Source organism: Neisseria sp. 83E34 (assembly GCF_001308015.1).
Taxonomy (GTDB): Bacteria; Pseudomonadota; Gammaproteobacteria; order Burkholderiales; family Neisseriaceae; genus Neisseria.
This window is the reverse complement of the sequence record NZ_LGYH01000007.1, coordinates 136801-159012: the sequence shown is the minus strand read 5'-3', so window position 1 is coordinate 159012 and position 22212 is coordinate 136801. Positions and strand designations below refer to the sequence as shown.

Sequence of the window (22212 nt, the reverse complement as noted above, 5' to 3'; positions counted from 1 at the left end):
AAGGCAGCTCAGATACCCGATAATCGGGTATCTGAGGAGAATAAAGGGAATATTGGAATAGAAAACAGCCGAAATCCGGTGTTTGGGCATCAACTGTTAGGTAAAGAGTTATTTTGCAAAGGTCTCAAGCTTGTTATCTATGAAATTAAAATGGGGAGCGTCCAATTAAATATTAGGTAGAGCGAAATATATCCACAAATTCGCGACGGGAACGCTATTCCAGTAGGAAATGTTGCTTCTAAATTTGGACTTATCGCCGGAAAACCGTTGAAAGATCAAGGTTATCCAAGCGGTATTCCCATTATTTATTGTGAAAAATTTCCCAGGAGCTAAAAAATGAATAAGAGAGATGTTTCAACCGAGCTTAAAAATTAGGGTGGATTTATATCGAAAGATGAAAACAATGACAAATATTTTCTAAAAAATCATGGAAATTTACAGATAATCTTAACTCCAGTTTTAGAAAAAAGAGGGGAAATATTTTATTTTAATTTTGATCTTTCTGTTTCAACCGTGGAATTTTCACAAGTTTGCAGTTACATAATAAGATAAGAAAAAGATTTTTATTATCTTATCTGTAGACATGGATTCCTCGCTCCGTCTATAGAAAAAGGAGAACCTGAAAGTGAATTTGAATTTATTAATATTGATATTTTTAATTCACTATTAAACGAAGCAGTTACATGGGCCAAGTATCAAGATATCGATAAGTCTTTAAAATATTATGCAGAGGCTCAGACAACTTGGCCTGGAATTGCTCCGTTATATCACCTTGCCGCATTAGTGATACAAGGGAATAAAGAACGTCTTGAATATTATCGCCAGAGCTTCCTAAACGGAGATTGTTTGGGTTTCGTTCCCTATATTACTAACGAAGTAATAGGCAGAGCAGTTGAGTTGGTCGGTATGCATAGTAAGCTTAGGCTGGATTGACCAACTGCTGCGGCGATATCCACCGTTATCAACGGCGGAAGCCTGAAAGACAACCTTGAAGCAAGCATTTTATCTGCCCAGGTACAAGCCGGTCACGGCTATGCGACAGGCAAGATCAAACTGATCAACGGAGAGGCATGGTACCGTAATGTCGCACAGAGGTTAATATTGATTTAGGACATACTCAGGGAAGTATGGCACCGGCTGTTTCTCATATAGGTTGGTAGACCGCAGGGAAAAGGGGATCTGGCGGAGCGGAGCGCGGTCATATTTTTGTTCCTAATGTGCCATTTAACCGTTCAAAAGCTAAGTAAAGGGATTAAAATGTTAAATCTTATAGAACAAGAAATAGATAGTGTTATAAAAAACTTAAATCTAAATATTGATAAAATTACAGAATTTAATATAATTTTGCAAAAAATTTCTACAGAGTTTTCTCTTGATTTGAAAGGTAGATATGAAGAAATATGGCTACAGTTATTAAAAAAAAATACACCTATATTTTGTATAGAAGATGAGAATGGCTGGAAGTATTCTGCAGAGAAAATAGCACATTATCCATGTTTTTTAATGATTGATGATTCCAATAATAGAGCCATATACAAAATAAATAGTCCTAAAGATTTAAATTTTATGTTAGAGGAAACAACAGGGTTTGTATATTACTTATATAATGAAAAAATCAAAAGGATATTATTTTTTAATTTTTATAATGTATTAGCTGTGTTTGAATCAACAAGTAATCCATAGATTCTTAGATGTTAATCTCATATTAGGAGCTGTCCTAGATAACTAGGGTTATTTAAAATGTTGTGGGGCTGAAGTAGATTAGCAACCTAGCATGACTGCTAATCTACTTCAGCCCCAAATTGTTTTTCAGACAGGCATTGTGCTGCGCCCATTATTAGGAATTGCTCTGTAACTTGGCCCGGTTTGGGCATTTGAAAAGCGGCATCTGTTTTAGGGCGCAAGGTTTATCCTTCGGATGGTGCGGTTATTTAGAATAGCCCTGTAATTTTGCCTTCATTATCCACATCAATTTTTTCTGCCGCCGGTGAGGAGGGGAGCCCGGGCATTTTCATGATGTTTCCGCATAAGGCAACGATAAAGCCGGCTCCGGCTGATAAGGTAATGCCGCGAACGGTTATCCGAAAGCCGCTGGGGCGGCCTAAGAGCTTGGCATTGTCGCTTAATGAATATTGTGTTTTTGCCATGCAGACCGGCATCTTATCCAAGCCGAGTTTTTCCAATGATTGGATTTCGGCTATGGCTTCCGAGCTGAAATCTACGTCTTCCGCTCCGTAAACTTTTTGAGCGATGGTGCGGATTTTTTCGGGAATGCTTTCCTGTTCATTGTAAGCAAAAGAGAAGCGGTTGGGTTGATGCTCAATGGCAGCCAATACTTTTTCTGCCAAGTCGATGCCGCCTTTCCCGCCTTTTTCCCATACTTCGGTTAAGGATACTTCTGCACCATGCTTAGCGCAGGCCTGCGTGATTAAATCCAGTTCTTGATTGGTGTCCGACACAAATCGGTTTAGTGCAACCACAACAGGCAGGCCGAATACGTTTTTGAGATTGTCGATATGTTTCAACAAATTGGGCAAACCTTTTTGCAGAGCTTCCGGATTTTCCCGGTTTAAATCGGCTTTTTCTACGCCCCCGTTATATTTCAGGGCACGAACGGTGGCTACGATAACGGCGGCATCCGGTTTGAGATTGGCCAAACGGCATTTGATGTCGCAGAATTTTTCTGCACCCAAATCCGCGCCGAAGCCTGCTTCGGTTACGGTGTAGTCGCTCAAATGTTGGGCCAAAAGCGTGGCGGTTACGGAGTTGCAGCCGTGGGCAATGTTGGCAAACGGGCCGCCGTGTACGAATGCAGGTGTGCCTTCTATGGTTTGGACTAAGTTGGGTTTGATGGCGTCTTTCAACAAGGCAGCCATTGCGCCGTGGGCTTTTAAATCACGGGCATAAACTGGTTGTCCATCATGGCTGTATGCAACCAAAATATTGCCTAAGCGTGTTTTGAGGTCGCTTAAATCTTTGGCCAAGCAAAACACGGCCATCACTTCGGATGCAACGGTAATATCAAAGCCGTCCGGCCGCATAACGCCGTCTGTGGGTTTGCCCAGGCCGCTAATAATGTTGCGCAGTTGGCGGTCGTTCATATCGACGGCGCGGCGCCATAACACGCGTTTGGGATTGATATTTAATTGATTGCCTTGATAAATATGGTTGTCCAGCATCGCGGCCAGCAGGTTGTTTGTCGCGCCGATGGCATGAAAATCGCCGGTAAAATGCAGGTTGATGTCTTCCATCGGCAAAACTTGGGCATAGCCGCCGCCTGCTGCGCCGCCTTTTATGCCGAAAACGGGGCCGAGGGAAGGTTCGCGCATGGCTACCGCAGCGTTTTTCCCGATTTGATTCAGCGCATCGGCCAAACCGATGGTTACGGTCGTTTTGCCTTCGCCGGCGGGTGTGGGATTGATGGCAGTAACCAGAATCAGGCGGCCTTGTTTTTTAGGTAGGGCAAACGCATCGGCAGGGTTGATTTTGGCTTTGTATTTGCCATATTGTTCAAGCTGATCGGCAGAGAGGCCGAGTTTGGCGGCAATGGTTTGGATCGGCTGCATCGTGGCTTCGCGGGCGATTTCTGCATCGGATTTTTGGCTCATATCGGCTCCTGTTTGGGTTGGGCTGAAATTCTCCTGTATTATAGCCGAACTGGTTTTCCTTATTAATCGGGATGGAGAAAGCCGCTTATGATAACGGGCTCTTGGTTTTATTGGGCGCTGGCTTCCGCTTTTTTTGCTGCGCTCACGGCGGTGTTTGCCAAAGTGGGTTTGCAGGGTATTGATTCGGACTTTGCTACCTTTATCCGAACGCTTGTGATTCTTGCAGCGTTGGCGTTGTTTCTCACTTATACGGGCAAGTGGCAGGGCGTGGAAGGATTCAGCGGGAAAAACTGGACGTTTCTAATTCTATCGGGATTGGCAACGGGCGCTTCCTGGTTGGCTTATTTCAAGGCTTTGCAATTGGGGGAAGCTTCAAAAGTGGCGCCGGTGGATAAGTTCAGCATTGTGCTGGTTGCAGTGATGGCGGTGCTGTTTTTAAAAGAACGACCTAATGCTCAGGAATGGTTGGGCATCGGTTTGATTACGGCGGGCGTGTTGGTTTTAGCGTTTAGAAGATAGCCGGCATATTGTTTGAATGCCTGTCTGAAAAGCCTGCTTGGTTTTTCAGACAGGCATTGTCGATGCCACGGCCATCGAAATAAACCTTGCGGATTCGTGTACAATCTTTCTTTTTATAGTCTCACAACATCTTATGCCGCGCCCGTTTTCCGCATCGTTTGCCCGCCGTTTGTCCAGCCATTTAAAACACGGCGGCTTGGTTGCTTATCCTACTGAGTCGTGCTACGGCTTGGGCTGCCTGCCGCAGAACGTGCGTGCGCTGCAAAAATTGGTACGCTTGAAAAAGCGGCCGCAGCATAAAGGCATGATTGTGATTGGCGACGGCTTGCCCCGCTTGCTGCCTTTGTTGCAAGGCCTGTCTGAAAAACAGCAGCGAAACATCGCTGCTGTTTGGCCCGCCCCGCTCACTTACCTTTTGCCCGTTTCGCCTAAAGCCCCCGTTACATTGCGCGGTAAAGGCCGCAGCAAGCTGGCCGTGCGGGTGCCGGCGCATCCGGGCGCACGAGCGTTGTGCCGGGTTTTGCGCACGCCGCTGGTTTCCACTTCGTGCAACAAGGCTGGTAAGCGGCCTTGTAAAACCGAGCGTGAAGTGAGGAGGCAGTTCGGGCGTCAGGTTGCCATCATTGGCGGACGTTGCGGCGGTGCCAAAACACCAAGCCGGATTGTGGACTGGGAAAGCGGCAAGTGCTTGCGCTGATGCCTGTCTGAAAACTTTTTCAGACAGGCATCGTGTTTCTTTGCAAAGTCTATACGCAGGAAGCTTAAGCGTTGGTTTGTCGTTTCATACCGGTATTTATCGTTAATCAACACATTTTCGATACAAGGCAGCCAGCCGAAGATAGGTAGTACAGGACTGATTTTGTTGCAGCTTTGGCAGCTTACAAAACCGTTCCTATTGAGCCAAGGCGCAGCAACGCCGTAGCAAAAGTTAAGTTGATTGACCATGGGCATTCCATTCATATTGGCCGGCAATATTTTCAGACAGGCATTGTGGCTTTTATTTCGTAAATGAAACAAAGCATTAAACATACATTAATGTATCTAAACACTCTGCCTGCCTGAAACATTGCTACACGCAGCCAAACCCATTAAAATACAAATATTTGAATCTAAATAAATACCCATTTTCGCAATGACCCAGCCCTTTATCGAAATGAAAGACGTGGCTTTTGCCTATGGCGACCGCCCCATTCTGAACAATGTGAATTTCAGCATTGCCCGGGGTAATTTTGCCGCCATTATGGGTGGTTCGGGCAGCGGTAAAACCACACTGATGCGCCTGATTACCGGGCAAATTCATCCGCAAAAAGGGCAGGTTTTGGTTGAAGGGCGTGATTTGGCTGCGCTTTCTGCCTCTGAATTATATGAACACCGCCGCCGTATGGGCGTTTTGTTTCAACACGGTGCGTTGTTTACTGACTTATCCGTGTTCGACAATATCGCCTTTCCCATGCGCGAATTAACCGAATTGCCGGAAGAGGTGATCCGTGATTTGGTGATTTTAAAATTGAACGCAGTGGGGTTGCGCGGGGTCGAACATTTGATGCCTTCGGAATTGTCGGGCGGTATGGCCCGGCGGGTGGCTTTGGCGCGTACCATTGCGCTCGATCCGGAATTAATGCTTTATGATGAGCCGTTTACCGGCCTTGATCCAATTTCGCTGGGCGTAATTGCTTTGTTAATCAGCCGCATCAATACGGCATTGCGTTCCACCAGCGTGATGGTGTCGCATGATGTGGCGCAATCTTTTGCCATTGTGAACCAAGTGATTTTTCTGGCGCACGGCGAAGTGATGTTTTCCGGCTCACCCGAAGAAATCCACACGTTGGATTCGCCGTGGGTGCAGCAATTTATCGGCGGCAAGCCCAACGGGCCGGTCAGCTTCCGCTATCCGGCGCAAACCACTTTGCAGCAGGATTTACAGGTATAAGCCCCGATACCGCCCGTTTCAGACAGGCATGGATTGACAGATGCCTGTCTGAACTTCAAAAACACAATAAGAAAATCCTATGAGCTTTTTCCAATTTATCGGCGCAAAAGTTTTAAACTTTCTTCAAATACTCGGCAGCAATATTCTGTTTTTTTTCAGAATAGTCGGCGCATCCGGTTCGTCTATCCTCCGGCCGCGCCTCAGTCTGCGCCAGGTTTATTTTGCCGGCGTATTGTCGATGTTGATTGTGGCCGTGTCAGGCCTGTTTGTCGGCATGGTGCTTGGCTTGCAAGGTTACACGCAACTTGCCAAGTTTAAATCGGCAGATGTTTTGGGCTTTATGGTGGCGGCTTCTCTGCTGCGCGAGCTGGGGCCGGTGCTCGCCGCCATTTTGTTTGCCAGCAGCGCAGGCGGTGCCATGACCAGTGAAATCGGTTTGATGAAAACCACCGAGCAGCTTGAAGCCATGAACGTGATGGCGGTTAACCCCGTGTCCCGTGTGGTTGCGCCCCGTTTTTGGGCCGGCGTGATTTCTATGCCGCTGCTGGCATCGATTTTCAATGTGGCGGGGATTTACGGCTCTTATATTATCGGCGTGCAATGGCTGGGCTTGGACAGCGGCATTTTCTGGTCGCAAATGCAAAACAATATTTCGTTCAGCTATGATGTGCTCAACGGTTTAATCAAATCCGTATGTTTCGGCGTGGCCGTTACCTTGATTGCCGTTTATCAAGGCTTTCATTGCAAACCTACGTCAGAAGGCATCTTGCGCGCCAGCACACGCACCGTTGTTTCTTCCGCGCTGACCGTGCTGGCTATTGATTTTATTTTAACCGCCTTTATGTTTACCGGATAACACTATGAAAAGAAGCACTTTAGAACTTTGGGTCGGCTTATTTGCCGTTCTCGGCATTGCTGCCATCGCCTTTTTGTCTTTCCGCGTGGCCGGAGGCGGCACGTGGGGCAGCTCAAACGGGCAAACTTATACCGTGTATGCCAATTTTTCCGACATCGGCGGCTTGAAAGTAAAAGCGCCGGTTAAGGCGTCCGGCGTGTTGGTGGGGCGCGTGGGCGATATCCGGCTTGATCCGAAAACCTATCATGCCCAAGTTACATTGGATTTATACAAACAATACCAGTTCAGCAGCGATGTAAGCGCGCAAATCCTTACATCCGGCCTGTTGGGTGAGCAATATATCGGCTTGATACAGGGCGGTGATGTAGATGAACTGGCCGCAGGTGATACCATCACGCTCACAAGTTCGGCCATGGTTCTGGAAAACCTGATCGGCAAATTTATGACCAGCTTTGCCGAGAAAAGCGCCCAGTCTTCACCTGAAAACAGTCCCGCGGCAAGCGGCACAACAGAATAACACCACACATTTTGATTTTAACTTTGTACAAAACGCATAGAATATTAAGGAATACACATGAAAAAAACTGCCATTTTCTCAGCATTAAGCATCGGTGTGATGAGTATCAGTATGGCTTTTGCCACGCCGCAGCAGGCGGTAAGCCAAGTGCAGACCAGTGCCGATCAAGTGTTGAGTATCCTCAGCAAGGCCAATGGCAGCAATAATGCCAGCGTGCGCAAACAGGCAGAAAACTATGCTATGCCCCATTTCGATTTTCAGCGCATGACTGCGCTGGCTATCGGCAATCCGTGGCGCACCGCAAGCCCTGAGCAGCAGAAAGCCTTAACCGATGAGTTTAAAACACTGCTTATCCGCACCTATTCCGGCACCATGCTGCAGTATAAAAATGCCAAAGTAAATGTCGCGCCAAACCCAACCATAAACAAAGGCGGTAAAGAAGTGGTGGTGCGCGCCCAGATTACCCCTGCCGGCGGCAAAACTGTGAATATGGATTTCACCACTTACCAAAGTGGCGGCAAATACCGCGCGTATAATGTGGCCATTGAAGGTGCCAGCCTGGTAACCGTATACCGCGGGCAATTCGGCGAAACCATCAAAACCAAAGGCATCGACGGCCTGATTGCCGACTTGAAAGCAAAAAACAGCAAATAACATGAACACCGAAATCCGTGAAAACGTATTGCTGCTGAGCGGCGAAGTTACCGTTACCACAGTAACCGCCGCTACCTACCGGCAATTCAGACAGGCATGTGCATCACCGAAAGTGGATATGCTCGATTTATCGGGTGTTACCCGCGCCGATTCCGCATGCCTTTCATTGCTGCTGAGCGCAGTGCGGCGCGAGCCCAAACCCGCCATCCGCAGCATTCCCGAGTCTGTTGCCTCTCTTGCCGAGCTTTACGAAATTCAAGAATGGATACGCGTATGAACAAGCCCCAAACTGCAGCCCTGGTAAGCCTATTACTTGCACTCAGTGCCCCCGCATTGGCCGAGCACAATCCGCATGACCCTTACGAAGGCTACAACCGCTTCATGTTTAAAGTGAACGACACAGCCGACCGCTATGTGATGATGCCTGTGGCAAAAGGTTATCGAGCGGTTACGCCCAAGCCTGTGCGTACAGGTGTGAGTAATTTTTTCAACAACCTGCGTGATGTGGTGAGCTTCGGCAGCAATGTTTTGCGTTTGGATGTCAAACGAGCCAGCGAAGATTTGGTTCGCGTGGGCGTTAACACAACGTTTGGCGTAGGCGGTTTGATTGATATTGCCGGCGCAGGCGGTGTGCCCAACAACAAAAACACTTTGGGCGACACGTTTGCTTCGTGGGGCTGGAAAAACAGCAATTATTTCGTTTACCCGCTTACCGGCCCGAGCACCGTGCGTGATGCGCTTGGCAGCACCATTACCACGGCCGCTTTGCCTGTGGATAACTATATTTTCAAAGATACCGGTGTGCGCATCGGCGAAAAAGCCTTGAATGCGGTAAGCCAGCGTGAACAATACCTTGATCTGACGGCCAGTTTGGATGAAGCTGCCATTGATAAATATGCTGCGGTGCGCGACGTGTATATGAGTATGCGTGCCAAACAGCTCGGCGTAGCTCCGCCGCAGGCAGGCGAAGAAATCGATATTGACGATTTGGTTACTGATGATGTGCCGGGTGTTGAAACAGAAGGCACTGAAGCGGCAAACATTCCTACTGAAGCCGGGCAAACTGATAATGCTCCGTTTTCCGTGATTCAGTTGCAAAACGGGGAAGCCGTAAGCAGCAGAGATTATGTGCCGGCCCAATAAGATTTCCGATGTTGTGCAACAAATGCCTGTCTGAAACGGATTTTCAGACAGGCATTTGGTTTATCGGGGTATAATTCATTTTGTTGTCATTTTATTTACAGAAGCCGTGAAAAAAGCCGCCATTTTCTCCCGAGGGATATTTAAAATTCCTGATCTGCAAAATTTTTTTCCTGAAACAGAACTGATCAAGCCAAATCAATCGGCAGATTGCGTATTCGGTTGGGGGCTGAGGCCGACAACCAAACAAGCCCGGGCCTATGCTGCGAAGCACGCGCTACCTTATATTGCTTTGGAAGACGGCTTTTTGCGTTCTACGGGGTTGGGCGTAAACGGTTTTCCACCTTTTGCTATTGTATGGGATGATGAGGGTATTTATTATGATACCGGTAAACCATCCCGTTTGGAGCGCCTTGCGCTTGATTCGGTTGGGTTTTCGGCCGATACATTGGCTTTGGCTGAGCGGGCTATGGGTTTGGTGGTGCAATACGAGTTATCAAAATACAACCATGCGCCTGCGTTTTCAGACAGGCCTCACCAAAAATGCCTGTCTGAAAACGAAATCGTGTTGGTGCTTGACCAAACTTTCGGCGATATGGCAGTGCGATACGGCGGAGCGGATGAAGATACATTTCGGCGGATGCTGGAGGCGGCCGTCAATGAAAACCCCGATGCACAAGTTTGGGTAAAAACCCACCCCGATGTGTTGAGCGGTAAGAAAAAAGGCTATCTTATCGATTTGGCTAATCTGCCGAAGGTCCGGCTCTTGGGAGAAGATATTAATCCGATTTCTCTGATTAAGAGGGCGGATAAAGTTTATTGCGTGACCTCGCATATGGGGTTTGAAGCGCTGTTGTGCGGAAAACCCGTTATTGTATTCGGCAGGCCTTGGTATGCTGGCTGGGGGCTGACGGATGACCGCCACACCGATATTCCTGTGATGCGTGAAACCGGCCGACGCGCCCGACGCAGCCTGCCCCAATTATTTGCAGCGGCCTATCTGGAATATACCCGTTATATCAACCCAAACACGGGCAAAAGCGGCAGTATTTTGGATGTGATCCATTATTTGGCGCATGCCCGCAGATTGAATGAGACTTTGCGCGGCCACCTTTATTGTGTGGGTATGTCGTTATGGAAACGTGCAGTTATCCGCCCTTTTTTCAATTTGCCTTCTTGCTCGCTGCACTTCGTTTCTTCTGTAAAAAAAATTCCTGCCGTTTTGCCTGAATGTGCGCGTTTGCTGATTTGGGGGCGGGGTAACGAGCAGTTGTTGGCATTTGCAGATAAACGCAATTTACCTGTTTTGCGTATGGAAGACGGTTTTGTACGCTCGGTTGGGCTCGGTTCTAACTTGGTGCCGCCTTTGTCGCTCGTTGCGGATGATTTAGGTATTTATTTCAACGCGCAAACGCCTTCTCGTTTGGAACATATTTTGCAAAACCAAATTTTCTCCGAACAAGATAAAGCAGAAGCGCGGATTTTGCAGAAGCAACTGACAAATGCAGATGTGAGTAAGTATAATGTTGGCATATCTAAGCTTGAACTGCCTGATACGGAAAAGAAAATTATTCTGGTTCCCGGTCAGGTGGAAGATGATGCCTCCATCCGTTATGGTTCGCCCGAAATCAACAAAAATGCTGATTTGCTGGAAAAAGTGCGCGAATTGAATCCTGATGCTTTTATTATTTACAAGCCGCATCCCGATGTGGTGAGTGGTAACCGTATCGGGCAGGTACACCAGGTTGATACCGACAGATTGGCTGACATGGTGGTGTCCGAGGTAGACATTATGGCCTGTCTGAAAGTGGTCGATGAAGTGCATACTATGACTTCGCTAACCGGATTTGAAGCGCTTTTGCGCGGGAAAACCGTTTATTGCTATGGCCTACCTTTTTATGCAGGCTGGGGGCTGACCAGCGATTATATTGAGTTGCCACGAAGAACCCGTAAGCTCGAGCTGGCTGAACTCATCAGCGGAACATTAGTCTATTACCCATTATATGCTGATCACCGGAAACACCGCATGATTGATGCTGCAACCGCTATTCAGCTCGTGATTGACCAAAAAGAAGCATATGCAGGAGCGGTGGGGCTGAAACGCAGTTGGTTTGCTAAACAAAGCGGCAAAGTAAAACAGCTTTATCTGTCTTTAAAAAAATAAGAAGTCTAAATACAATGCACAACCAAATCATTCCGTCTAATCTGGAAAGACTCGCTGAAAATAAGCGCATTCTTTTGCTGCAAGGCCCGATCGGCCCGTTTTTCCGTAACTTGGCACAGTGGTTCGAGCAGCAAGGTGCAACGGTATTCAAATTCAATTTCAATCACGGAGACCAGGTTTTTTATCCCTCATCAGTCGGCAATACCCATAGTTATCAAGGGCGTTATGAAGAATTCCAACCCATGCTGGCGGATTTTTTGCAGGCCAATGATATTCAAGCCGTGGTTTGTTTTGGCGACACACGCCCGTATCACCGAATTGCCAAGCAAATGTGTGAAGAATTCGGCAACATCAGTTTTTGGGCGTTTGAAGAGGGCTATTTCCGCCCGCATTTTGTGACGTTGGAAGAGCATGGCGTGAACGCTTATTCGGAGCTGCCGCGCCAAAAGGAATTCTTTTTGAATGCCTATGCCTGTTTGAAACAGCAAGAATATGCTGCGCCCAAGCCAGTGCCGGACGGTTTCTGGCCACGGGCCAAACTGGCTGTTCATTATTATGTGGCTGCCAGTTTGGGGCAGAATAAATATCCTGATTATAAGCACCATCGTATTGATAAATTGCGACACTATGTAAAATTGTGGACACTTTCCGGCATTAAACGCTTCAACTATATATTGAACGACCACAATTTTGCCAAGCAAGTGGAAAGCGGGAAGTTCGGGCGCTTTTTTGTGTTACCGTTGCAAGTGTTCAACGACAGCCAGATTCATGTACACAGCGATTTTGCCAGCGTGCGGGAGTTTCTTCTGTATGTGTTGGAATCTTTTGCATCACGTGCACCGCTTGATACGGTGTTGATTGTCAAGCACCACCCCATGGATCGCGGATTTATTGATTACCAGAAAGACATTGATGTATTTCTGGACAAATACCCCCAATTGCGTTTGCGCATTCATTATGTGCATGACGTGCCTTTACCTGTATTTTTGCGCCATGGTGTCGGAATGGTTACGCTGAATAGCACAAGCGGCCTTTCTGCCTTGATTCACAATATGCCGGTTAAAGTGATCGGTCGCGCACACTATGATATTCCCGGCCTTACCTCACAACAAAGCTTGTCTGAATTTTGGCAGAATCCTGATAAGCCGGATGCCGATTTGTTTCATGTTTACCGCATGTATCACCTAAATGTCACCCAAATCAACGGTAGCTTTTACAGCCGCGTTAATTTGCCCGAAATTAAATAAAATTAGCATCAATCTGTAAATATCGGCAATGCCTGTCTGAAAATGAGCAACGAGAGTTTCCGCGAAGCTAAAACAACTTTTCAGACAGGCATCATTTATGTTGCCGGCAATTACACAAAGCCCCTTTAAATTTTCTCAAGCAGCCCATATGTTCGGTGCAACTTTCTTATAACCAACCAAAAACAAACCATCATGAACCAAGATTTTTACGAAACATTAGGCGTATCCAGAAGCGCCAGTGATGAAGAAATTAAAAAAGCCTACCGCAAGCTTGCGATGAAATATCATCCCGATCGCAATCCGGGAGACCAAGCTGCTGAGGAAAAATTCAAAGAAGTACAAAAGGCTTACGATATACTTTCCGATGCACAGAAACGCAGTGCATACGACCAATTCGGCCATGCCGGTGTCGATCCCAATATGGGCGGCGGATTCGGCGGGGGCTTTGGCGGATTCGGCGGTGCACAAGGTTTTGATTTTGGTGATATTTTCAGCCAAATGTTCGGAGGGGGAGCCGGCGGCCGGCAGCAAAGTTATCAAGGTGCGGATTTGCAATATGCAGTTGAAATCACTTTGGAAGAAGCCGCGGCAGGCATTAAAAAACGCATCCAGATTCCTACCTATGAAGAATGTGATGTTTGCCACGGCAGCGGCGCCAAGCCCGGCACATCGGCGACAACGTGTTCCACTTGCCATGGCAGTGGCACCATCCATGTGCGCCAGGCCATTTTCCAATTGCAGCAAACCTGCCCGGCCTGCCACGGAACAGGTAAGGAAATCAAAGATCCGTGTATTAAGTGTCGCGGAGAAGGGCGTGTTAAGACCACTAAAACCGTTGAAGTCAATATCCCTGCCGGTATTGACGACGGCCAACGCATCCGCTTGAGCGGCGAAGGCGAACCGGGTAAAAACGGCGCGCCCAGCGGTGATTTATATGTGATTGTGCATGTAAAAGCGCATAAAACTTTTGAGCGCAACGGTTTGGACTTGCATTGCGAATTACCGATCAGCATCACCACCGCCGCGCTTGGCGGGGAAGTGGAAGTGCCCACTTTGGACGGCAAAGTTAAACTGAGCATTCCCAAAGAAACACAAACCGGCCGTCGTATGCGCATCAAAGGCAAAGGCATCAAATCTTTGCGCTCCAGTGCACAAGGCGACTTATATTGCCACGTTGTGGTAGAAACGCCGGTTAACCTTACAGACAGGCAGAAAGAATTGCTGGAAGAGTTTGAAAAAATTTCCACCGGACTCAGCCGCTCGCAAACCCCGCGTCAAAAATCGTTTAAAGATAAATTGCGCGATTTGTTCGAATAACGCGAAGTATGTTTGCAAACCAACCGGAGGTTGGGTATTGAACTGAGAAAATTCAAAAAAGCCAATGCTTGCTGTTGTAAAATACAGCAAGCATTTTTATGGATAAGTAGCGTAAAATAAAACTCGGTCATTATTACTATAATAAACCTTTTCTTGGTCTATAATCGCATATGCATTTTTTAATAAAATGAATAATAAATCTAATTGCCTTGGCTGAACCATAACTATTTGCAAGCAATCTAATTTATAATCTGGTTCAAACTCGGTCTTACCCTTCAGAGATTACATCACATATGACACTCCCGGCATTGTTTATCGGGCACGGAAGCCCTTTAAATGCAATTGAAGATACCGCTTACCGAAACTCTTGGTTGGAGCTTGGCGAAGAATTGCGTGATATTTATGATGATGAAATCGAAAACATCCTGTGCATTTCATCCAATTGGGTAACAGATGGCATAGCTGTTACCGCCATGCAAAAACCGCCTACCATTCGCGACTTCAGTGGGTTCCCGCCCGAGCTCGACAGCATCTCTTATCCTGCGCCGGGTAATCCGGAGTTGGCTGAGGAGATCCGGCAACTGCTTGCCCCTGAACCGGTTACTGCTGATTTGTCATGGGGCTTGGATCATGCCACATGGATGGTGTTGCGCAATCTTTTTCCGGATGCCGATATTCCTGTGGTGCAAATGAGCCTTAACCGTAACCTTAATGCCCGTCAGCATTACGAGCTTGCGCAAAAATTGGCCGTATTGAGAAAGCGCGGTGTATTGATAATAGGAAGTGGTAACATTATCCACAACTTGAGCTTGCTAGACCTCCGCCATGCCAACCAACCCGGCCCCGGTCATACTTGGGCGGAGTTGGCGCATCAAATTATACTTAAGTGGCTGAAAAACAATAATTTAAATTCTCTTCTTGATGACAGCCACTATCCCCAACCGATTCGTATGTCTATGCCCAGCCCGGAGCATTTCTGGCCGCTGCTTTATGTGCTGGGTGTACGCAAGGGTAAGGAATATATGGAAATTTTCAATGACGAAATCGTAGGCAAATCCGTGAGTATGACTTCTTTGGTAATCGGCATGGATTAGCCTCTCGTCGTGGTAATAGGTTATAAAAAATGCCTGTCTGAAAACTTTTCAGACAGGCATTTTTTATTCCATTAAATTTAACGTACAGTAATAATTTCCAACATATTGGTCGAACCCGATTTGTGCATCGAAGAGCCACAAGTCAGAATATATTGATCACCGCTACTTAACACACCGCGTTTGAGTAAAGCATGCTCCACTTCAGCTATTGCGGTATTGTGTTCAATGCTGGTGTTGACTTTAAGTGGGCGTACTCCTCGATACATGGCCATGCGGCGTTGGGCGTGTATGCTGGGTGTGAGGGCATAAATCGGCAGTTGAATGCCGTGACGGCTTACTTGGAAAGCCGTGTGGCCACTTTCGGTTAAGGCCACGATGGCTTTGGCATCCACTTGGCGGGCAACGTGCACGGCACCGCTGGCAATCGCTTCGTCAACACGGTTTGCACGTTCTACCGCTTTTTCGTCAACGCCGATTAAGGAATCCTGCTCGCGCTCGGCTGCTGCGCAGATAATCGCCATTTGTTGCACGGTTTCAAAGGGGTAGGCGCCGATGGCGGTTTCGGCAGAACACATCACCGCATCGGTGCCATCTAACACAGCATTGGCCACATCGCTCACTTCCGCGCGGGTCGGCACGGGGTTGGTAATCATACTTTCCATCATTTGGGTGGCGGTTATGCTAAAGCGCCGCATTTCACGGGCGCGCTTGATCATGCGTTTTTGCAGTGCCGGCACTGCTGCATTGCCCACTTCTACCGCCAAATCACCGCGTGCAACCATGATGCCGTCGGAAGCTTCGATAATCTTATCCAAATGTTTGATGGCCTCGACGCGCTCGATTTTCGCCACCAAACCCGGGCGAACGGCATTGGTGCCGGCCATTTCTCTTTCCACCAGTGCGCGGGCGGTATGCATGTCTTCGCCGGATTTCACAAAGCTGACTGCGATATAGTCGCAACCGATGGCCACGGCGGTTTTCAGGTCGCGGAAATCTTTTTCGGTTAGCGCGCCGGCAGAAAGGCCGCCGCCTTGTTTATTGATGCCTTTGTTGCTTTTGAGCGTGTGGCTGTTTTGCACGGTGGTGAGGATTTCGCTGCCGTTTACACTATCCACAATCAGCGTGAGCAGGCCGTCGTCCAATAAAAGCACATCGTCTGCTTGCACATCGTCAGGCAGATTGCGGTAATCCAGTCCGACACGCTCGCGGTTGCCTTCGCCTTCCAATGCTGCATCCAGCAGCAACTTTTCACCTGCTTCCAAATGAATCGAGCCGCCGGCTAATTTGCCGATGCGGATTTTCGGACCCTGTAAATCGGCCATAATCGCCACTTCGTGCCCTGCACGCTTGGCTGCTTCACGCACGATTTTGGCATTTTCCCGATGGAATTCGGGCGTACCGTGGCTGAAGTTAAAGCGCACCACATTCACGCCGCCGATGCGGATCATGTCTTCCAGCAATTCCACATGATTACTGCCCGGCCCCAAAGTAGCCACGATTTTGGTGTTGTGGCGGATACGGGTTAAATCATGTTTTTGGGTGTTCATCACAGGCTCCTTTTTCAAATGGATTCAAAGGGTTTTGAAATATGGTTATTGTAGCGCGCTGATGCTGCTTTATGTATTAAAGTTACAAATATTATGATTTGGCTCATATTATAGAGGTTATAGAGGAGTTTCTAATATATAACCATCCGCATCATCTAAACTGCTTGAGTTGTCTTTACTATTGATTTTAAATTATCTATTCTTATTTTTTTGGGAAGGGCAAACTTTAAATTACCGGCAAACAAGATAAATAAAAGCCTGTCTGAAATTTTATTTCAGGCAGGCATCTCAATACACTTAATCCTTTTTATAATTCTCAGAAACACGCATATAGTGTTCCGCCGAATAAACCAAACCGGCCAGCTCTTCGTCTGTCAACTTTCTCACTTGCTTCACGGGCGAGCCCACATAAAGATAGCCGCTTTCCAAGCGCTTTCTCGGCGGTACCAGGCTGCCTGCGCCAATCATCACATCGTCTTCGATTACCACATCATCTAAAACAATCGTACCCATGCCCACCAAAACGCGGTTGCCGATGGTGCAGCCATGCAGCATCACTTTATGCCCAATGGTCACATCTTCGCCGATAATCAAGGGCGAACCTTCCGGATTTTTAGCGTTTTTATGTGTAACATGCAGCATGCTCAAATCCTGTATATTGCTGCGCTTGCCGATGCGGATTTTGTTGACGTCGCCCCGGATAACCGCACACGGCCACACCGACACATCTTTCTCCAACACCACATCGCCGATTATCACGCAAGCAGGGTCGATATAGCAGCTCGGGTCAATTAAGGGTTTCGTATCGAGGTAATTTCGAATATTATGCTTATCCATTATGAATGCCTGTCTGAAAAATTGTTTATAATATAGTTAATCAACGCATTTTTAATACAAGGCCGCAAGCCGGAGACAGTACAGGTAGTACGGCACTGATTTTGTTGTTTGTTGCTTTGGCAGTTTACAAAATCGTTCTCTTTGAGCTAAGGTGCAGTAACGCCGTAGTAAAAGTTAAGTTGATTGACTAACACCACATACTATCAAAGCTTGTCACGCATGAATACCATAGAATGGCTCTGCCGCCTGATTGCCTACGACACAACCAGCCATAATTCCAATTTGGCACTGATTGACAGCGTAGCCAATCATTTCCTGTCTCACGGTCTAAACCCGTGGGTAACCAAAAATGAAGATTACAGCAAAGCCAATCTTTTCGTAACCATCCCGGCGGCCGACGGCAGCGAACAGGGCGGCCTGATACTTTCAGGCCACACCGATGTTGTACCCGCCGAACACGAAACATGGCTTTCCCATCCGTTCCGCGCCGAAATCAGAGAAGATAAACTCTACGGGCGCGGTGCCGTCGATATGAAAGGCTTTATCGCCGCCGTGCTCGCCGCCGTGCCGGCTATGAAAAGTGCCCGTTTGAAATACCCGCTGCATATTGCCCTTTCTTATGACGAAGAAGTAGGCTGCCTCGGCGCGCGCGGTATGATTGAAGAAATACAGGCGCGTGGCCTCAAGCCTGAATATTGTATCGTCGGCGAACCCACCGGCATGAAAGCCGTGTTGGCGCATAAAGGCATCCACGTTTTCCGCTGCCGCCTGCACGGCAAACCCGCGCATTCCTCATTGCCCGACCTTGGTGTGAACACCATAGAATATGCCGCACACCTGATCTGCTTTATCCAAAAACTTGCCGAGCGTTTCAAACATCCGCCTTATCACGACCCAAATTTCAATGTGCCCCATTCCACTTTGAGCGTGAACACCATCCGCGGAGGCCATGCAAACAATATCGTGCCCTCGTTTAGCGAATTTCACTTTGATTACCGTAATCTGCCGCAAATGAGCGTGCTCGATGTGATCAAACCCATATCCGACCATATCCGGCACGAGCTGGAGCCGCTGATGCAGAAAACCGATCCGCGCGCCCTAATCGAAATCGACGAAATGGTCAGCGTGCCTGCTATGTCCGCTTCCGGCAGCCCGAAAATTACCGGTCTGCTCAATGTGTTGCAAACCACAGCCGCCAAAGAAAGCGTGTCCTACACCACCGAAGGCGGCCTCTTTCAGCAAGCCGGTATCCACACTATCATCTGCGGCCCCGGCAATATAGAGCAAGCGCACAGGCCAAACGAATTTATCGAATTGGCGCAACTGGCGCAGTGTGATGCGTTTTTGGAAAGGTTGATTAAAGCGTTTTCGAAGTGAGGCAATAAGAGAGTATTGTTAAATGCCTGTCTGAAAAGGTTTCAGACAGGCATTTTCATATATCTATCCTGTTATATTTATATCTGTGTTTGGTCGTTAATATTAATTAAATAAAAAGAGTTCTTTGTAGGAGTGTAGTCAATTAAATTAATTTTTGATACAAGGCAGTAGTTAATAAGATAATAAGTTGGTACGAAAAGAGCAGAAACGTTGTGACAAAAATTAAGCTGATTGGCTATATAAAAATAAGAAAGATTGGGTATGTGTCATAATCATACAAACGCTTATATCTATGTCATAAATTGTAACAGGTTAATACTAGACAAAGATTGTCTGAGTTTTTGGTATTATTATCAACTAAATATACAACTATTTATTTGTAAGTTTGTTTTGTTAGTATTTGGAGGTAAGATTATTTGGCATTGCCAAGTTCCATTCATAGGATTTCGTTCTAAACGAACAACTGTTCCCGTTAATAGGGTACTTACATCACCACCTAAAGTTGCCTCTAGTCCGGAAAATGAATTTCCATTATTGGTAATTGTAGCTAGGCTCACGATATTGGAAGTAGGATTACTGCCATTTAAACCGATATATTCATAAACCGCACCATTAGTATAGGGTTGCCTATTTTGAGTAGGGTCAACGGTAGGAAATCCACCCTGAGAGAGAATAGTATCAATACCTGCTTTGGCAGAAGACAATTCATATACAACTCTTGTGAGTTGGGACTTTGCTACATAATTTTGAAATATAGGTATTGAGATTGCTGATAGTATGCCGATGATGGCTAATACAATCATTAATTCGATTAAACTAAATCCAAGTGAGTTGTATCTATTTTTAATCATATTCCCCCCGTTTTAAGTAAATTTAATTTTAAATTCTTTATATGCCAAAAAAGATATATTAAAAAGTATTTCAATAAATTTTGAAAATGTACTTTATTTAAAGTAAGCGTACTACACCCTACCATGCAGTACGCTTTTGCTTAAAAACTATATCAATAAATAAAAATAGTTAAAAATTATTATCGTTGCGCTGTCAATGTAGCTGTACAACCAGCTGGACGGAAATCTCCTGAAACATTAGTAGAGCAGGTCCAAGTGCCTGTATTATCGCGGGCCCACTGGACACGTTGACCAGTTAAAGTAGCTGCTGCATTGTTACCAAATGTTGCAATAATTGTTGCAGTATTGTTGCCAGTAATTGCTACCTGAGGTACACCTGTACCAGCTGGAATATTTTCACCAGTTTGTGCGGCTCCATTGAGAAGGCTTGAACCAGTAGCGCCGATAACGCAAGCAGTAGCTGCATTAGTATTTGTAAGTCTTGCCACTGTAGTACGACCATTCAGCATACAAGTTTCAACAACAGTTTTCAGGTTGCCGGCTTCACCCATAACACGGGTAACTTGTGAGCGGGCAATATAGTTTTGATACATCGGCAGTGCAATCGCAGCCAAGATACCGATAATGGCGATTACGATCATCAATTCAATCAGGGTGAAACCTTTTTGTACAGCTTTCATTCTTTCAAACTCCATATTTATTCAAGTAGTAAAAATTTATCCCGCAATGTATTTGGTAATTTCTTCAAACCATAATAAAGAAGGGAACTTCATCAGTTACGGCAAACTGTTTCCAGTTTTGCCGCAGATATGAGGTATCTAGCAATGGGCGTGCCAAAGTTTGAAAAATTGTGGAATTTGTTTTTATCTATTTGATTTTTATTTATTTTGTGGTTTGTTTTTATGATCTGTTGTTTGGGTTTGGCGCTGTCGCTTTATGGTCATGTGCCGAAATTTGTCAGCTAATGAAAAATATTTACATATCTTGACTGACATTTTTTGTCAGCCGGTGTGGTCGGGATGGCTTGGTAAAAGGGATTTGCTCATGCTTATAAAAATAGCTTTGCATATAAATAGTTAGTTTAGTTAGTTTAAATTCCAGATAAACGGTTTTATTTTTAAATAGAAGATATTTATGACATAGGATTGTTTGGGTTTGTTTACAATTCTATTTTGTAAGAAATGGATATGCCTGTCTGAAAAGTCGTGGGGGTATTTCTAATAAACTGGTATTAAGACAAGTCAGCACTGTCGGCCGTAGATTAGGAATGTTTCGATAAATGATCGGATAAAAGTATGCTGTGTGCTAAGCCAACCAAACCAGACAGATTAATAATAAAACGACGAACATAATCACGCTGCTGATTGCGATGATTTTCCAATCGTTTTTTATCTCATGGCGTGTTTTGATGCGCTTTTTTGTTTGCACATAAAAAAACGGGCTGAGTAATATGGAAATGGCGGAAATTAAGATAATTACTGCGTAGTAGATTTTTTCCGGCGGCATGGCATATCTTGTTTAGCTTAAATGTGGGTTTTATTATATAGCCAAATTGCTTTCATGCAGCTTCTTCATATTTCCTTGGAAAAAAATGCCTGTCTGAAAAATAGTAGGTCTTGAAAATTTTAAGCAGCTGAATCTATTCCTTATAAGAAAAAGAAAAGATTCAGCTGCGCATTTTGATAGGGAAAGTTTTTCAGACAGGCATTATTGGATGTCTAAATCAGGAAATGATTTCACTAAATCATCTACTGCTTTTACGCGAACCAAGAAGTCTTCCAGCTTGCTTAAAGGTAGCGCGCTTGGGCCGTCGCATTTTGCTTCGTCGGGATTGGCGTGACTTTCTAAAAATAATCCGGCTAATCCGGTAGCCATGCCCGCCAGTGCCAAATCCAAAACTTGGCTGCGTCTGCCGCCTGAAGCTGCAGAGCTGGATTCGCGGGTTTGCAGTGAATGGGTCACATCAAAAATAATCGGTACGTCGGGACAGGTTTTTTTCATCACACCAAAGCCAAGCATGTCCACTACCAGATTGTCATAGCCGAAATTGGAACCGCGTTCGCATAAAATCAGCTGGCTATTGCCCGCTTCTTTGAATTTTTCCACAATGTTTTTCATTTGCGAGGGGCTTAAAAACTGCGGTTTTTTGATATTGATTACTTTGCCGGTCTTGGCCATGGCTACCACCAAATCAGTCTGGCGCGCAAGAAAAGCGGGCAGCTGCAATACATCCACCACTTCAGCCACCGGTTCACACTGCCACGGCTCATGTACATCAGTAATCACCGGCACACCAAATTCTTTTTTTACTGCTTCAAAAATCTTCATTCCTTCATCCAAACCCACGCCACGGAAAGAATGGATTGAGGAGCGGTTTGCCTTGTCGAAAGAAGCTTTGAATACATAAGGAATGTCAAGCTTGCGGGTTACTTCTACATATTGTTCACAAGCTTTCAGTGTGGAATCTAAATCTTCCAATACGTTGATGCCGCCGAACAGGGTAAACGGAAGGTGGTTGGAGAGGTTGGTGTTGGCAATCTTCATGGGAATCCTT

At 46.2% G+C, this 22212-nt stretch carries 21 protein-coding genes and 2 pseudogenes; 16 read left to right on the top strand and 7 right to left on the bottom strand.

Features of this window, described 5'->3' with window-relative positions; genetic code table 11:
• From AKG09_RS12235 to AKG09_RS08615, 3 genes and pseudogenes are all read left to right on the top strand, one after another.
• Window positions 1-180 (top strand): annotated as a pseudogene (locus tag AKG09_RS12235) (hypothetical protein); the annotation flags it as partial.
• Between the two features lie 989 nt (window positions 181-1169).
• A pseudogene (locus tag AKG09_RS12400) lies at window positions 1170-1247 on the top strand (hypothetical protein); the annotation flags it as partial.
• A gap of 10 nt (window positions 1248-1257) precedes the next feature.
• The gene (locus AKG09_RS08615; protein ID WP_054619034.1) at window positions 1258-1683 is read left to right on the top strand and encodes a hypothetical protein; all 426 of its coding nucleotides are present in this window, start codon (window positions 1258-1260) and stop codon (window positions 1681-1683) included.
• 248 nt (window positions 1684-1931) lie between these two features.
• On the opposite strand, the gene AKG09_RS08610 is transcribed toward AKG09_RS08615, so the two are convergent.
• Window positions 1932-3608 (bottom strand): formate--tetrahydrofolate ligase, encoded by a 1677-nt coding sequence (locus tag AKG09_RS08610; RefSeq protein WP_054619033.1) that lies wholly within the window; start codon window positions 3606-3608, stop codon window positions 1932-1934.
• Window positions 3609-3695: 87 nt separating this feature from the next.
• On the opposite strand from AKG09_RS08610, the gene AKG09_RS08605 reads away from it, so the two are divergent.
• From AKG09_RS08605 to ygiD, 12 genes are all read left to right on the top strand, one after another.
• Window positions 3696-4127, top strand: coding sequence for an EamA family transporter (locus AKG09_RS08605; RefSeq protein ID WP_054619032.1), 432 nt, complete (start codon window positions 3696-3698; stop codon window positions 4125-4127).
• A gap of 133 nt (window positions 4128-4260) precedes the next feature.
• Complete coding sequence (locus AKG09_RS08600; RefSeq protein ID WP_054619031.1) at window positions 4261-4824, top strand: L-threonylcarbamoyladenylate synthase; 564 nt, start codon at window positions 4261-4263, stop codon at window positions 4822-4824.
• 435 nt (window positions 4825-5259) lie between these two features.
• On the top strand, window positions 5260-6057 hold the full coding sequence (locus tag AKG09_RS08595; protein WP_156320829.1) for an ABC transporter ATP-binding protein: 798 nt from the start codon (window positions 5260-5262) through the stop codon (window positions 6055-6057).
• Window positions 6058-6136: 79 nt separating this feature from the next.
• A complete protein-coding gene (gene mlaE / locus AKG09_RS08590) occupies window positions 6137-6913 on the top strand; it encodes a lipid asymmetry maintenance ABC transporter permease subunit MlaE (protein WP_054619030.1) in 777 nt (258 codons plus the stop codon).
• Window positions 6914-6917: 4 nt separating this feature from the next.
• On the top strand, window positions 6918-7430 hold the full coding sequence (gene mlaD / locus AKG09_RS08585) for an outer membrane lipid asymmetry maintenance protein MlaD (protein ID WP_054619029.1): 513 nt from the start codon (window positions 6918-6920) through the stop codon (window positions 7428-7430).
• Between the two features lie 57 nt (window positions 7431-7487).
• Entirely contained in the window at window positions 7488-8084 is a 597-nt protein-coding gene (locus AKG09_RS08580) for a phospholipid-binding protein MlaC (RefSeq protein WP_054619028.1), read from the top strand.
• A 1-nt stretch (window position 8085) separates the two neighbouring features.
• Complete coding sequence (locus AKG09_RS08575) at window positions 8086-8361, top strand: lipid asymmetry maintenance protein MlaB (protein WP_054619027.1); 276 nt, start codon at window positions 8086-8088, stop codon at window positions 8359-8361.
• Window positions 8358-9227: a VacJ family lipoprotein gene (locus AKG09_RS08570; RefSeq protein ID WP_054619026.1), complete on the top strand. Its 870-nt coding sequence runs from the start codon at window positions 8358-8360 to the stop codon at window positions 9225-9227. Before AKG09_RS08575 ends, AKG09_RS08570 begins: the two co-directional genes overlap by 4 nt.
• A 106-nt stretch (window positions 9228-9333) precedes the next feature.
• Window positions 9334-11388 (top strand): capsular polysaccharide biosynthesis protein, encoded by a 2055-nt coding sequence (locus AKG09_RS08565; RefSeq protein WP_231623921.1) that lies wholly within the window; start codon window positions 9334-9336, stop codon window positions 11386-11388.
• A 14-nt stretch (window positions 11389-11402) separates the two neighbouring features.
• Entirely contained in the window at window positions 11403-12635 is a 1233-nt protein-coding gene (locus AKG09_RS08560; protein WP_054619025.1) for a capsule biosynthesis protein, read from the top strand.
• A 189-nt stretch (window positions 12636-12824) separates the two neighbouring features.
• Window positions 12825-13952, top strand: coding sequence for a molecular chaperone DnaJ (gene dnaJ / locus AKG09_RS08555; RefSeq protein WP_054619024.1), 1128 nt, complete (start codon window positions 12825-12827; stop codon window positions 13950-13952).
• Between the two features lie 293 nt (window positions 13953-14245).
• Window positions 14246-15046 (top strand): 4,5-DOPA dioxygenase extradiol, encoded by an 801-nt coding sequence (ygiD, locus tag AKG09_RS08550; protein ID WP_009115281.1) that lies wholly within the window; start codon window positions 14246-14248, stop codon window positions 15044-15046.
• A gap of 77 nt (window positions 15047-15123) precedes the next feature.
• On the opposite strand, the gene pyk is transcribed toward ygiD, so the two are convergent.
• Window positions 15124-16593, bottom strand: coding sequence for a pyruvate kinase (pyk, locus tag AKG09_RS08545; RefSeq protein WP_054619023.1), 1470 nt, complete (start codon window positions 16591-16593; stop codon window positions 15124-15126).
• 297 nt (window positions 16594-16890) lie between these two features.
• A complete protein-coding gene (locus AKG09_RS08540; protein WP_054619022.1) occupies window positions 16891-17430 on the bottom strand; it encodes a gamma carbonic anhydrase family protein in 540 nt (179 codons plus the stop codon).
• Window positions 17431-17649: 219 nt separating this feature from the next.
• Here AKG09_RS08540 and argE point away from each other — a divergent pair, with 219 nt between their 5' ends.
• Entirely contained in the window at window positions 17650-18807 is a 1158-nt protein-coding gene (argE, locus tag AKG09_RS08535; protein ID WP_054619021.1) for an acetylornithine deacetylase, read from the top strand.
• 353 nt (window positions 18808-19160) lie between these two features.
• On the opposite strand, the gene AKG09_RS08530 is transcribed toward argE, so the two are convergent.
• The 4 genes from AKG09_RS08530 to kdsA form a co-directional block, all read right to left on the bottom strand.
• Window positions 19161-19658, bottom strand: a complete 498-nt coding sequence (locus AKG09_RS08530; RefSeq protein WP_054619020.1) for a pilin — start codon at window positions 19656-19658, stop codon at window positions 19161-19163.
• Window positions 19659-19837: 179 nt separating this feature from the next.
• Window positions 19838-20338 carry a pilin gene (locus AKG09_RS08525; protein ID WP_054619019.1) on the bottom strand — a complete coding sequence of 167 codons (501 nt, stop codon included), beginning with the start codon at window positions 20336-20338 and terminating at the stop codon, window positions 19838-19840.
• Window positions 20339-20963: 625 nt separating this feature from the next.
• Complete coding sequence (locus tag AKG09_RS08520; protein WP_054619018.1) at window positions 20964-21164, bottom strand: hypothetical protein; 201 nt, start codon at window positions 21162-21164, stop codon at window positions 20964-20966.
• A gap of 201 nt (window positions 21165-21365) precedes the next feature.
• Window positions 21366-22202 carry a 3-deoxy-8-phosphooctulonate synthase gene (gene kdsA, locus AKG09_RS08515; protein ID WP_197272137.1) on the bottom strand — a complete coding sequence of 279 codons (837 nt, stop codon included), beginning with the start codon at window positions 22200-22202 and terminating at the stop codon, window positions 21366-21368.
• Window positions 22203-22212 lie beyond the last annotated feature (10 nt).